Source organism: Bradyrhizobium sp. Rc3b (assembly GCF_900114915.1).
In the GTDB taxonomy this organism is placed as follows: Bacteria; Pseudomonadota; Alphaproteobacteria; order Rhizobiales; family Xanthobacteraceae; genus Bradyrhizobium.
The window spans coordinates 40,574-52,764 of sequence record NZ_FOUS01000027.1; the positions used below are offsets into that span (position 1 = coordinate 40,574).

Here is a 12,191-nt window from a genome sequence, read left to right on the forward strand (position 1 = left end):
TCGAAGGAGCTGGAGGTTTGTGTGCTTCTCGCCGAATTGGTGGCGAGCTTCCTCGGCCGCCTGCACTGTCTCTTGATCTGCCAACAATCGCGCGGCAAGGCCGAAGCGTGAACAAATTCGGTGGAAACAATTCAACGACGCAGACTTTTCCAGAGAGTGGTGGCGTCACATCAAAGAATTTCAAGAATTGCTTTCCGGTAGGCTTTCGCTGGATGGGTGGAACGGCATTTGCTGAGGCGAATCCCAGGCGCCTTGCCGAATTCACGAAGGCCCAGATGCTGCGTCCTACGATTCGGTGTGTAGATCTTCGCCCTGATTCAGCAGGAGGGTATCTCGGCCGAACAAGAATTGGTGTCGGGGCAAAGCCAATGCACAGCCATGAAGGTAACATGTCGATTGAAAGCACCCCCTTTACCATTGTCATCAACCACCCTCAGGCCGAAGCTTATGCGCCACTGTTGGGTGAACGTTTTCCGCAAGTCCGTGTCATTGTGGCGCCGGATTCTGACGGGCTAGAGCGATACATAGGTGAGGCGGACGCGCTGCTTGCTTTTCATTTTCCAGTTGAATTGTTCGATCGGGCAACGAAACTGCGTTGGTTCCAATCCCTTAGTGCAGGTGTTGATTCAATGTTACCGGTCCGTGACAGGGTGGATGATATAATCGTGACCAATGTTCGTGGTATGCACGGCGGCTTAATCGCCGATTACGTGATGGGCGGCCTGACGATGCTGAATTGGGATTTCCGCAAACTTCTGAGCGAGCAGGCGGAGCGCAAATGGAATTTTCGATCCGTGACGCCATTGGCCGACAAAACGCTTGGCGTTGTCGGGTTGGGTTCGATCGGGGTCTCAATCGCTCGGCGCGCGAAGAGCGCGGGCATGACTGTTTTGGGTGCGAAGCGGGATATTTCAGTCCCGGTCGAAGGTATAGACCGATTGTTCGGCTCCAATGAGCTCAAGGACTTACTGCCGCTCTGCGATTTCGTGGTTCTGGCCGTGCCGGCTACGCCGGAGACGGTCGGTCTTATTGGCGTCGACGAGATCGCATGCATGCGACGTGATGCATTCCTAATCAACATCGCCCGGGGCTGCGTCGTCGTGGAGTCCGAATTGATTCGCGCTCTGCAGGCGGGCAGACTCGCGGGTGCGATGCTCGACGTGTTCGAGCGCGAGCCACTGCCCCAGGACAGCCCGCTATGGGACATGCCGAACGTGATTGTAACGCCCCATATTTCGGGAATCGTTATGGACTATGTGGAGCGAGCATTTGAAATCGTCGCAGAGAACATCGAACGCTACCTGAAAGGACTGCCGCTGAAGAATTTGATTGATCTGCGACGCGGCTATTGAGCGCCTGACGCGAGCACCGCTGAGGATTTGCGACTGCTTGTCGCAAAGGTGACAACTTTGCTGGCTTAGTAAAGCTAGCACAAGGCCGACTTTCTGGTGGGTGAAACGGGGAACGCCGGAGCGGCAGTGTGATAGTTGAGTTGTAACAGGGCGCCGCTAATTCCAAGCCTGCTCTTGGCGATTGCATTGACTGGATGGTCGCGCCACAGAGAAAACTAGCCTTGGCGGCCTTAAAATTGAACCGGAGAGTTGGCGACAAGCTCTCACCTTGCAAGGCACGACGAATACTCGTCGTAGGAATGCCCAACAATCGTCTGTTCGGTTTGTCGAGTCCGCGACAAGTACTATCGGCGCCTCGCCTATTGTCGCCCCTCATAGAAGCCCTTGAAATTGGTAGGTATAATAGACATCCATTGATCTTAAGCAATTGGCACGAGTCTTGAGAGACTGCCGTCAGAACGCCAAGAAGCTACCAGCGATATTCACCTGGGGAGCGAGATATCATTCTCCCTCTTTTGGCCAAGGATTGAAACGTTGGTTGATACGGAGACGTAGTATGCCCGCGGCGCTGAAAAGCTTGTCTCATTTTGATTACGCGGTGGTCGCCCATTTAAAGGTAGAGCCCGAGCAACAAGACTTTGTAGATTCGTTGGACTTAGTTTTTTCCGAGCTTCAAAATAGCCCGCGGCCCGACCTTGAGCACGCCTTCTCGATCGTCGCCAGCAATGAGATCGTCGGCTTTTTTGTTCTCCGGGAAGGGACGGCGTTGCCTGAATGGGCTCCTCCAAAGGTCATGACCTTGCACAGCCTTTGCGTGGATCGAGCATACCAGGGCAATGGATACGGCGGGGCCGCGATTGAGCTCGCCGCTCGATGGGTCTCTACAAACCGCCCATGGATTAACAGTCTCATGCTTGGCGTCAATGTACGCAATGTGACAGCTAGAGCTGTTTATTTGAAGTCTGGGTTGCGGGATACGGGCGCCACTCACTACGGCCCAAGCGGCACTCAAAACATTCTTGAATATAAGATCAATTTCGGAGGATGCGTGTGACTTGTGTTCCATTTGACCTTGCGGTGGCCGGGCATTCGCCGCACCCACATCTGAGCCTACGTTGCTGTCGCGACTGCCGGTCATTGCCTCCTTGAATGAGGACGTTCTCTGCAGCAGATTGCGGATCTTCGCCCGCGACGCAAGCTACTGAGTAGAACGCGCCAATTGCGGTGGCGGTTGGGTCATCTCGAAACGAAATCCACCGGTTAGCCCCCCGCCCGCGTTGCCGTGCAGCCGCACAAGGGACGCCCACTCACCAAAGAAACAGGAGAGGCATGCTATGCTGCACAAGACCATAACCGAATTGATCGGGCAGACGCCGGTAATGTCGATTGACATTCCCAACCGGGACACCAGATTGATGCTAAAGATGGAAAAAAATAATCCCGGCGGCTCGATGAAGGACCGCATGGCGCGAAGCATGGTCCTGGCTGCGCTGAAGGATGGGCGCGTTGCTCCAGGCGGTACGATCGTTGAATCCTCTTCTGGCAATACGGGTATCGGCTTGGCTCTCTCAGCGTTGGACTTTGGCCTGCACTTTATCGCCGTCGTCGACCACCATGCGGCACCCGACAAAGTCCGGATGATGGAGGCGCTCGGCGCCGAGATCCGGTATGTTGAAGGCGAGTTTGCGGAAAACGAAGTGGCCGTTGTCGAGAGGGAGCGCCTAGCGGCACAGCTCGCCGCAGATCTTAGCGGCGCGCTATTCATGAACCAATCTGACAATCCCGCAAATCCGGAAGGCTATGCCGCTCTCGTCGACGAACTGATCTCGCAACTTCCCAGTGGCATTGACGCCTTTGTCGGATGCGTTGGCACCGGCGGCTCCATGACCGGTATTGCGCAACGGCTAAAGCGTCATAAGGCGACGGTGCGCACGATTGGCGTGGAGCCGGCTGGATCCATCATATTCGGAAAACCTGCGCATCCCTATTACCAATCGGGCACTGGCATGCCGGCGGGTGATGCGGTCGGCAAAGTCCTGGACTATGGATGCATCGATGAGGGCGTACAGGCGACCGATACTCAAGCTTTCGAGACCGCGCGTTACATCGCCAGGCGCAAAGGACTTCTAGTCGGTGGGTCTTCAGGCGGAGCTATCTACAAAGCCTTGGAATTCATTGCGGCAGGCAAGCTCACCGGTACGGTCGTAACACTGGTCGCTGATGGGGGCGAGAAATATCTGAGCACGATTTTCGACGACGACTGGATGGCTAAGCGCAGCTTGCTCGATCCAACGATCGCCGCCCAGTTGGACAAGTGGCTCTTCGCAAAGGGAGGACGCAACCTAAGTTGACGATAGTGCCGCCGCCCGGAAACCCAGCATCGGGAGGTACCTTGCATCGACCTTAGCGAACGGCTGGTCGAAGCGGCGGCAGCAAACTGCGGCGTTGCGGTTTTTCCCTGTGGCCCGACATTCAACGGGCGACCGGCGCTTCACAGAAATTGGAACCATGGCCAAGTCTCATAGAGGGCCGATAATTCACGTGAACCTGGCGCCGCCGACTTCGCGCAAGGAACTTGCTGACCCGGCTTTGTGGACCAGTGATGGAAGCGGAGCCGATCAAAGAAGACGCACCGTCCGGGAAAGTGATCATTGTGGAATTGACACCGATCTGTAAATCAGACCCGGTCGAAATATCGCGGTCCCGCGCGAACTGCGCCACAGGATGCCGTCGCCACCTGTGCAATGATCCGACATCGTTCATCCTCGCTCCATCGCCGACGGCGTTCCGGCGGCGTCGGCAAAGAAGCAGCTTCAGGATCAAGCGGTTCGGGCGTTCGACGCGGGCGCTGGCGGGGGATGGCGAGGCGGCCCACGAATTTGGTTCACATGCACCTGGTAGGCTGCGCTAGATCCTTCAGCGTTAACTTTTTCTCGCAGCGCCTCCAAGGTGATTGTTCCTGTTGAACTCCAAGGTGCACGGGTGGAGGTACGCGGGACGCCTGGCATCGGTGCTAAGTGGTGTGTTCATGGCACTGCGATGGACACGTTCATTCATGCTGACGGACCCCTGGTCTCATGATTTACGTTGCAACCCGAACTGTAGACTTCCGAAAGCGAGCGGACGGCTTGGCGCTATCAGCGAAGGAGAGGCTGGGCCACGACCCGATGAAGGGCATGGCAGTGGTGTTCCGTGCGAAGCGCCTGGATCGGGCGAAGATTGTCGTCTGGGATGGAAGCGGCTTTGTTCTGTATCGGAAACGGCTCAAAGGCAGCGCCTTCAATGGCCTCCTGTTGTTGAGGGCCTGATGGCGCTGCTATCCGGACTTCTGGCCGGCATTGACTGGACACGCATGCATGCGCCTCGAATCCCGCAGCCGAAGCACTTGCGTAAGGAATAATATGTCCGCTGCATTGGGCGCGGAGCACAGCAGACTCGGGCCAATGAGTGATTTGCCCGATAAGCTGCCAGCGATCCCGCCGAGTTGCTCGCCTTTGCTGCAGCTCTGCTGGAGCGCTGTGCCATGCTCGAGCGGTTGCTCAAGCTTGCGAAAGCTGTGCAGTTCGGTCGGTCCTCGGAAAAGCTGGGCGCGGATCAGCCGCCCGTGTGGCGCTGGCGTCACAATGTCTCGACCCTGTTGGCAGGGGAGGTTGGCCTTGGCGATGAAAGGACCTTGATGAGGATCGCGCAGGCGCTTCACATCTTCTGCGCGGAACCGCTTGACCCATTTGGCGTCGGCCTGTCTCAGCCCGCTCTCGACCACGCCTCGCCCTAGCCTGTCGACCTTTTTGGGCGTCAAAAGGCGCATCCTTATGGACGCGCATCTGGTCTCTCGTGGAACGTTGAAGCCTCGCAACCTCAGCTTCTTCGGTTCAGACCAGATGGACAACCTTCTGAGAAACCAAAGAGACAGTCGAAGCTGTTCATAGAGCCGAGCACTATCTGAGACAAGGCCACCGCGCTCACGACGCGATGATCCGGGGTCCTGCGGACAGTTTGCGACTTGTGACAATCGGGTCGCGCTAGCGCCGGTCGAATGGGCGTGCCGCATCGGGATGCACCGCTTTGGCTACCCCAAAAAGGGACCTGTGGCTCTAGTAGCCAGTTATTCCGATGTTCCTCACCAGAGTAGGTAGTGTCTCGAATTTTGTAGATTGTCTACGTTTTGAACGGCTAGCCCGGCACGAACGTACGCGGTTATTACAAGGCTGTGAGGTGTACCATGCAAAGCGCGATCACTCCGATAGACGTCTCACAATTTCTTCATCTTTATGATAGGCCCGCTTCCGAAAAGAGCATCAAACTCTCGATAGGATTTAACTTCCATGAGTACGTCGCGATCACACGTACTCTCCCAACCAAAGGGCCGACATATCCAATTTTCCGACCTGATCGCTCACCGATCAGATTGGGCGAGGGATATTGGATCATCGGCGTGGACGACAATAACATGGTTGCGCTTGTAGAGGCTGCTCGACTTTATGATCTCTCGCAAAGCAACTTAGCAGAACATCTCGAATCGCTAAAGTTCTTTTACGCTGACCCGGCTAGACACGCACATCCGAGCGACCGTTGTATTTGCAGAGCACCCACCGCGAAGAAGATTACCGGGAAAGTCGTTTTCCACGGCGATATTTGGGTTCGCAAAGACTTTCGGGGACAAGGTCTTCCAAAGATTATGGGAAGAATAGCGCGCTGCGTGTCTTTTGCTCTGTGGGCTCCCGATTTTTCAGTTGGTTTGGCAGGGAGGTGGTCAGTCGATAAAGGCGTATACGATCCTCAGCATTGTGAGCCCGGAGGATCGATATTGCGTTTGCAGGAGGACAACCTTGTGGATGACGACTGGCTGTTGTGGCGGACAGGTGAGGAGTTGAAAACCCTCGTTCATCGCGACCGAGGCGAGCTGAGTGTTGTAGCAGGCTTGTTGCCCCCACATTCGAGCGGTACTTAGGTGGGTCAGGACGCTGGCCAAGATGCACGTGCAAGGCGGTGACCTCCCACAGATGAGCGAGACAGTGAGCTGCTGCCCGTTCGATGGACACCCGGTTAAGCTAACCCCAGCTTGCGCTCGAACTCAACCAGGCCGAGATAGCCGATCGTCGGATGCCTGCGGGTCGTGTTGTAAAATCTCTCGATGCAGTCGAAACATCGGCTGTCGCCTCGTCTCTTCCTGTAGGTTTTGCTCTCCGTCCGTTCGGTCTTGGGCGACGAGAAGAAGCTCTCCATCGCCGCATTGTCCAGACGCTGCCGGAACGGCTCATGCAAACGATGCCGTGGTCGGCCATTAGGGGCTGGAACTGCTCGCTTGTGTACAGGCTGCCCTGGTCCGAGTGGTGCAACGGCGCATCCGGCTTACCCCGCCGCCAGACTGCCACTACAAGTGCGTTTGTTACGAGGTGTGCCGTCATGGCGGCGCTCATCAACCAGCCCACCACCCAGCGTGAGAACAGGTCGATTACCGCTGCGACATAGAGCCAGCCCTCGGGCGTCCAAAGATACGTAAAGTCGGCGATTCACTTCTGGTTTGGCCGCTCTGCGAGCGAACTGCCGGTCAAGGAGGTTCGTCGCCACGGCCGCTGTTGTTCGGCAAGCGCCGGCGTCGCGGCCGCGCCCGCAAAGCGTTGCAGCAGCCGTTCGATTTGATGGAGGCCACAGTCCGCCCCATCGGCGAGCAGATCACACCAATCTCGGCGCGCACCATAGGTGCGATCACTCCCCATGAAGCTGGCTTTGACCTTGCCGCCGAGCTCTTCGTCGCTGCGGGATCTGGCGCTGGGCGAGCCGTTCAGCCAGGCATGGAAGCCCGAATCGCATAGCCATGCCACCGGCCAGATCGCCCGGTGCTTCGCGATGAAGACGAACTTCATGTCGCTTCCTTCGCGAAGACACTGCGGCCTTTTTAGATATCTGGCTCGGCCTTTAATGGCGACCTCACGGCGCAACCGCTCGATCTCCTGCTGCTCCGGCTACATCTGCCCCGTGGCCGGGAATCTCGGTGTCCGGCAGCAGCTCACCGGAAGGCTCTCTGCGCTATGCGGCGCGCCGATGGAGCTGACGCTCTACCTTGACGACGGGCACACGGACGTAGTCGAGCCTGGGAGGCGGGAAATCAAGCTCGAGACCAAGAGCTCCCCTTCTGCGGTGGTTGCGACGAGGACGCCGAGAATTGGACGTAGTCGGCTTTGCTGATTAACACGTGAAATCTCAATGGCGTTGATGCCGAGGCGCCGACTTGCTGACGTCCTCGCGAAGCTCCTCGATGGTTGGTGTCAGGCACCATTAGATGACCTGCTCCCTTCGGCGCGACTTACACGATATTTACCCGCAGGTCGACGCTGGACATGAGTCTCAACCGACCGCTCGGCAGGGGCCCCTCCGGGCGCAGAGGGGTTCCATCTAACGTCACCGGTCGGTGCTCCAGGCCGCCGCCATTACATTCTCCAGAGAATGGAAGCCGGCGGCGATATCACTCGGTCAAGATAAACATGACGCGCGAATAAATACGCCGCCAAGCTATCCTTCGCGCCGCTCGAGCGCGCCGTAGACTTGCGACTCGTGGAGAGGCCGCTCATGCCCATCGCCTGCACCAGGTCATCGACCGAGTGGGTCGAGACCCCCTGCACATGGGCTTCCTGCACCACGGCCATGAGCGGCCTGCACGGGCAGCTAGCCCACTATTCAAGCCTGATCGCGAACGCCAGCGGCGGACCCCCGGGCACCGCCGGACGCGCGCCCCAGAAGCGCCGCCGTAGCGCGGCGGAGGCTTCTCGCCATAGGCCACCCCGGTCTGGCTTTCGACTTCCAGCTCCATCAGGCGCTGGGCCGCACAACCGATCATCTCGCGCCACGCCGCTCAGGCTCTGCGGATCGAGACCTGCCATTCGTTGCGGACTTTGCACCGGTCAGGCCTCATAGCTTTCGGCAGATCACGTCCTGCGGCATCTCCTTGTGGACAGGTCCGCCACCAGCGTCTTCAGCCGCCGTTCTCCTTCCTCCGAGCTGCTTTAGCCGTGCATCTCGGTCGACAGCAGTCCGTCATACTTTTTCTTGCAGTTGAAGTAGGTCAACCTGGCTGATCCCGGCCCTGCGGCAGATCTCCGCCACCGCAATCTCGTCACTGCCCTGCTTCAGGATGAAATGCGTTGGCCGTCCGAAAACGCGAGGCCTTCATCGTCCGTCGTCTCCTCCAGTGGGGGAATCGATGTGAAAAACTTCAGCCAAAAATGGTCCAGTTTGCCGGCATGAGATCAGTCCAAGGACCAGCGGGCATCGGACTTGACCGCATCACGTCGAGGCTTCCCATGGCCTTGCGGTCGGCCGGTAGCTTGCGCGGGGTGAGCCCTTCCTGCCGATGAAGCCGAAATGTCCGTAGATCCCCAACGGCTCACATTCCCGAAACGCCGTTACTCGTTGGTGAGATCGCACGATCGGGCCGTGTCTCGAGGTCGCTGGAGCAGGAACTGGATCATCTTCCCATCCGCGCAGATGATCGAAAACGCCCGCCGTTTCGAGAAGGGTGACGACCGCTCGCAAGGATCATTCCATTCTTGCGAGCCAAGTCGGCCATCTAGCCTCAGCCTCATGTGCTCCTTCGGCACAATCTGCTCTTCCGTGAACCTTGCTCCGTCCTAACTCCATCTGGCAGGCCATGCCATCTCTGGCTTCCGCAATAGATGGAGACCTGGACAACAGGATTGGAACGTACGCTCGAAACATAGCAGACTACCACGATTGGTAGCTTCGTTGTTTCGCTCTTTTCACGTAGTTAATTGGCCACTGCGGTAGATACGCGAAACTTGCACTAGAACGCGCACAGCGCCGGCCCTGAATTTAGCCAAGATCGCGCAAATCCGTGAACAGGATTGCCTGGTCGATGAACGGCTTCCTTGGAAAGGAGAGTCAATGTCGAGCGGCGAGCCAATTATTCGGAGGTCGAGAATCATCAAATCTTCGCCGACACTCAGATAGTGAGCGCAATCTCCTTTGATGTTGGCAATCCAATCCGCAGCCGTGCGCCTGCTCACAACTGAAGGCGATTAACGAGGAAATGGGTTCCGGTAGTTTTAGTTTCGCACGACTGCTGAAATGGTCCCAATTAATGCTTCGGGGTAAGAACGTCTATCGTCAATGCGAGGCTCGTAACAGATGGAAAATGAAATGAATACTGATGTTTTCACGGCTTATGAGTCGAACGTTCGTCGGTACGGACGATCGTTTCCAACAGTCTTTACAAAAGCAATTGGAGCGACAATTCAGGATGAGGCCGGTAAGAATTATATTGATTTTTTTGTAGGGTCCGGCGCGCTCAACTACGGACACAACAATCCCAACATTATAGCCCCGGCAATAAAATATCTTGCCGGCGGGAACATCCTTTTGTCGCTTGATATGTATACAGCCGCAAAGCGTGAATTCATCGAAGTGTTTGTCGACTCGATATTGAAACCAAGAGGACTATCTTACAAGATACAGTTTCCAGGACCCACAGGTACAAACGCGAATGAAGCGGCACTGGCGTTGGCCCGAAAATATACTGGCCGCGCAAATGTTATGGCGTTCACAAACGCATTTCATGGGATGTCGCTTGGTTCTCTGGCTGTTTCGGGGGCGGCTTCGACAATGCAGCTGGGCGGAATCGCTCGCCACAATGTGATCCGCGTCCCTTATGAGGGCTATCCAAGTCATGCATTTGATTCTGCAGCTTACATCGATTACCTGATCGGCGATCCAGGGAGCGGGATAGAAAAGCCAGCGGCGATCATTCTGGAGACCGTCCAGGCGGAAGGCGGCATGAACACTGCATCCGCAGCTTGGCTGACAGAAATTCAGGGCGTCTGCCGCAAGCACGGCGTTGTTTTGATCGTCGATGACATTCAGGCAGGTGCGGGGCGAACGGGCGATTTCTTCTCTTTCGAGTTCGCCAAAATTGAGCCTGACATTGTGTGCCTTTCGAAGTCACTAAGCGCGTCCGGCAATCCGCTCTCGGTTGTTCTGATCCGCCCCGATATGGACATATGGAGTCCCGGAGAGCATAGCGGGACTTTCAGAGGCAATAATCTCGCGTTCGTGACCGCAGGGGCCATGTTCAAAATGTGGTCAGACAGACTGTTTACGGCCAGCGTCGAGCGCACAACGGCGAAGCTGCAAGCACATCTAGATCGCCTCGTTGAGAGGTTTCCGAAGTGCATCGAGCAAAAGCGCGGCCGCGGTCTGATGGCAGGCCTCAAGTGCCGCTCACAATCCGTTGTTAGCCGCGTGCACGACATCGCATTTCAAAACGGACTGTTAATTGAAGCGTCCGGATCGAATCGCGATGTCATCAAAGTCTTGCCGCCGATAACCATCACAGAGGACGAACTCGAACATGCGATGTCGATCCTCGAAACTGCACTACAGGGAGCAAGCCAATGACGACCGCGCAATTATCCGAAACGGCAGCCATTTCGCCTCTTGTGATTAGAGAGCGAACAGGTACGATCTGCACTGCTGAGATCATCTCGGTACTTAAAGGTGAGATCACCGCTTTACACATCAAAGGCGGGTTTAGTATCGAAGTAGCGGACCAGATAACCGCAAACTTTGTTTCTAATCCCGCTCTGAAGGAGCGGAACGACGGTGTTCCCGGACAATATGTCGGCGCATCTCACTACCAAAAGGATGCTGCGTCATATTTCGCAGAATCAAGAAATGCGCAAACCTCCGTCGGCGCCCTCTTCGGGACTTTGGTTGATCCGGTCCGCGGATTATTCGAGGCGCTAAAACGTGATCTTCACACTCAGGGCATTGAATTAAGGCTGGCTCGTGCGGCTCACGCTGAGGCAAACATTTGCCGCGCTCTCTCTTGGTCTGGCGCAGGTCCGTATGTGTTGGAGGCTCACGACGACGTAGCTCAGGTCCTATGCGCCGGGAAAGACTACGAGCTTGCTGGGGTAGCGAGAAATACCGTCGTCGCGCTTAACTTTTATGCCAGCATGGCCGAGAAGGGAGGCGACCTGCGGATATGGAGCCATAAGCCCACCGCTATTGACCGAAAGTCCCAAGGTGTGGAGAAAACGGGATATCCCTATTCGATAACCTATCTTGAGCCGATTCCCTATCACGATTTCAGCCTCAAAGCAGGTGACATCGCCCTGATCGACGGCGGTTTCGTTCACGCGGTGACTCGACAATCAGCGAATGGAAAGCGTCGCCTTGTGCTGAACTGCTTCCTGGGATTTGCGCGACCGGATCTCGTCCTCTGGTGGACCTAAAGTTTGATCGGCCAAATGGATTGGTTTCCGCCGCAGTTCTCAGTCTGAGCTGATTCACAAAAAAGCAAGTATTAGAGGATGATTGTGTTAAGCTGAATCGAGTGAAGATTCCCAAACCAGCCGGTTCTGGGCTGGAGGCGAGCATCCATGTGACGAGCCTATTCGCTTGAGCTCTTCGACCGGTCGTTGCTGCGGTGTGACCTGCCACTGAGTATTTCCTCCAGAAGGAGTTAGAGTCCGGCCCAAAAAAGGACGGACAGATGAAGCGAGCAAGGTTCACGGAAGAGCAGATTATCGCAGTATTGAAGGAGCATGATGCTGGGGCGAAGACGGCTGACCTGGCACGCAAGCATGGGATCTCGGAAGCGACGATCTACAATTGGAAGGCCAAATTCGGCGGCATGGACGTTTCCGAGGCGAAGCGGCTGAGGGCCCTGGAAGAGGAGAATGCGAAGCTGAAGAAGCTTCTGGCGGAGCAGATGCTCGATGCGGCCGCTCTTCGCGAGCTTCTTTCAAAAAAATGGTAGGGCCCGCCGCCAAGCGCGCTGCGGTCGCGCATCTGCAGGCCGTCATGAGCCTGTCGGAACGG

General features: G+C 56.5%; 8 protein-coding genes and 4 pseudogenes. 9 read left to right on the plus strand and 3 right to left on the minus strand.

Going from position 1 to position 12,191, the window contains the following annotated elements; translation table 11 throughout:
- Positions 1–107 precede the first annotated feature (107 nt).
- The 6 genes and pseudogenes from BM190_RS38070 (at position 108) to BM190_RS40115 (ending at position 6,303) form a co-directional block, all read left to right on the plus strand.
- Positions 108–1,352 carry a D-2-hydroxyacid dehydrogenase gene (locus tag BM190_RS38070; RefSeq protein ID WP_244550892.1) on the plus strand — a complete coding sequence of 415 codons (1,245 nt, stop codon included), beginning with the start codon at positions 108–110 and terminating at the stop codon, positions 1,350–1,352.
- A 556-nt stretch (positions 1,353–1,908) separates the two neighbouring features.
- Positions 1,909–2,406, plus strand: coding sequence for a GNAT family N-acetyltransferase (locus BM190_RS38075; RefSeq protein ID WP_092262957.1), 498 nt, complete (start codon positions 1,909–1,911; stop codon positions 2,404–2,406).
- 280 nt (positions 2,407–2,686) lie between these two features.
- Entirely contained in the window at positions 2,687–3,703 is a 1,017-nt protein-coding gene (locus tag BM190_RS38080) for a cysteine synthase family protein (protein WP_092262959.1), read from the plus strand.
- A 726-nt stretch (positions 3,704–4,429) separates the two neighbouring features.
- On the plus strand, positions 4,430–4,660 hold the full coding sequence (gene tnpB / locus BM190_RS38085) for an IS66 family insertion sequence element accessory protein TnpB (RefSeq protein WP_092262961.1): 231 nt from the start codon (positions 4,430–4,432) through the stop codon (positions 4,658–4,660).
- Between the two features lie 135 nt (positions 4,661–4,795).
- Positions 4,796–4,950: pseudogene (locus BM190_RS40110) on the plus strand (IS66 family transposase); the annotation flags it as partial.
- A gap of 624 nt (positions 4,951–5,574) precedes the next feature.
- Positions 5,575–6,303 carry a hypothetical protein gene (locus tag BM190_RS40115; RefSeq protein ID WP_143109181.1) on the plus strand — a complete coding sequence of 243 codons (729 nt, stop codon included), beginning with the start codon at positions 5,575–5,577 and terminating at the stop codon, positions 6,301–6,303.
- Positions 6,304–6,398: 95 nt separating this feature from the next.
- On the opposite strand, the pseudogene BM190_RS38095 reads toward BM190_RS40115, so the two are convergent.
- The 3 genes and pseudogenes from BM190_RS38095 to BM190_RS41470 all read right to left on the minus strand — a co-directional run.
- A pseudogene (locus tag BM190_RS38095) lies at positions 6,399–7,342 on the minus strand (IS3 family transposase); the annotation flags it as partial.
- A 441-nt stretch (positions 7,343–7,783) separates the two neighbouring features.
- Complete coding sequence (locus BM190_RS41680) at positions 7,784–7,999, minus strand: hypothetical protein (RefSeq protein ID WP_092262968.1); 216 nt, start codon at positions 7,997–7,999, stop codon at positions 7,784–7,786.
- Positions 8,000–8,211: 212 nt separating this feature from the next.
- Positions 8,212–8,523 (minus strand): annotated as a pseudogene (locus BM190_RS41470) (transposase); the annotation flags it as partial.
- A gap of 986 nt (positions 8,524–9,509) precedes the next feature.
- On the opposite strand from BM190_RS41470, the gene ectB reads away from it, so the two are divergent.
- From ectB to BM190_RS38120, 3 genes and pseudogenes are all read left to right on the plus strand, one after another.
- Positions 9,510–10,763 (plus strand): diaminobutyrate--2-oxoglutarate transaminase, encoded by a 1,254-nt coding sequence (gene ectB / locus BM190_RS38110; protein ID WP_092262985.1) that lies wholly within the window; start codon positions 9,510–9,512, stop codon positions 10,761–10,763.
- Positions 10,760–11,602, plus strand: a complete 843-nt coding sequence (locus BM190_RS38115) for a 2OG-Fe(II)-dependent halogenase WelO5 family protein (protein ID WP_092262972.1) — start codon at positions 10,760–10,762, stop codon at positions 11,600–11,602. Before ectB ends, BM190_RS38115 begins: the two co-directional genes overlap by 4 nt.
- 260 nt (positions 11,603–11,862) lie before the next feature.
- A pseudogene (locus tag BM190_RS38120) lies at positions 11,863–12,191 on the plus strand (transposase); the annotation flags it as partial.

Bases quoted from the DNA above. Each gene is read 5' to 3' on its own strand.
- BM190_RS38075 (WP_092262957.1), top strand. From the start codon at position 1,909: ATGCCCGCGGCGCTGAAAAGCTTGTCTCATTTTGATTACGCGGTGGTC.
- BM190_RS38080 (WP_092262959.1), top strand. From the start codon at position 2,687: ATGCTGCACAAGACCATAACCGAATTGATCGGGCAGACGCCGGTAATG.
- tnpB (WP_092262961.1), top strand. From the start codon at position 4,430: ATGATTTACGTTGCAACCCGAACTGTAGACTTCCGAAAGCGAGCGGAC.
- BM190_RS40115 (WP_143109181.1), top strand. From the start codon at position 5,575: ATGCAAAGCGCGATCACTCCGATAGACGTCTCACAATTTCTTCATCTT.
- BM190_RS41680 (WP_092262968.1), bottom strand. From the start codon at position 7,999: ATGGCCGTGGTGCAGGAAGCCCATGTGCAGGGGGTCTCGACCCACTCG.
- ectB (WP_092262985.1), top strand. From the start codon at position 9,510: ATGAATACTGATGTTTTCACGGCTTATGAGTCGAACGTTCGTCGGTAC.
- BM190_RS38115 (WP_092262972.1), top strand. From the start codon at position 10,760: ATGACGACCGCGCAATTATCCGAAACGGCAGCCATTTCGCCTCTTGTG.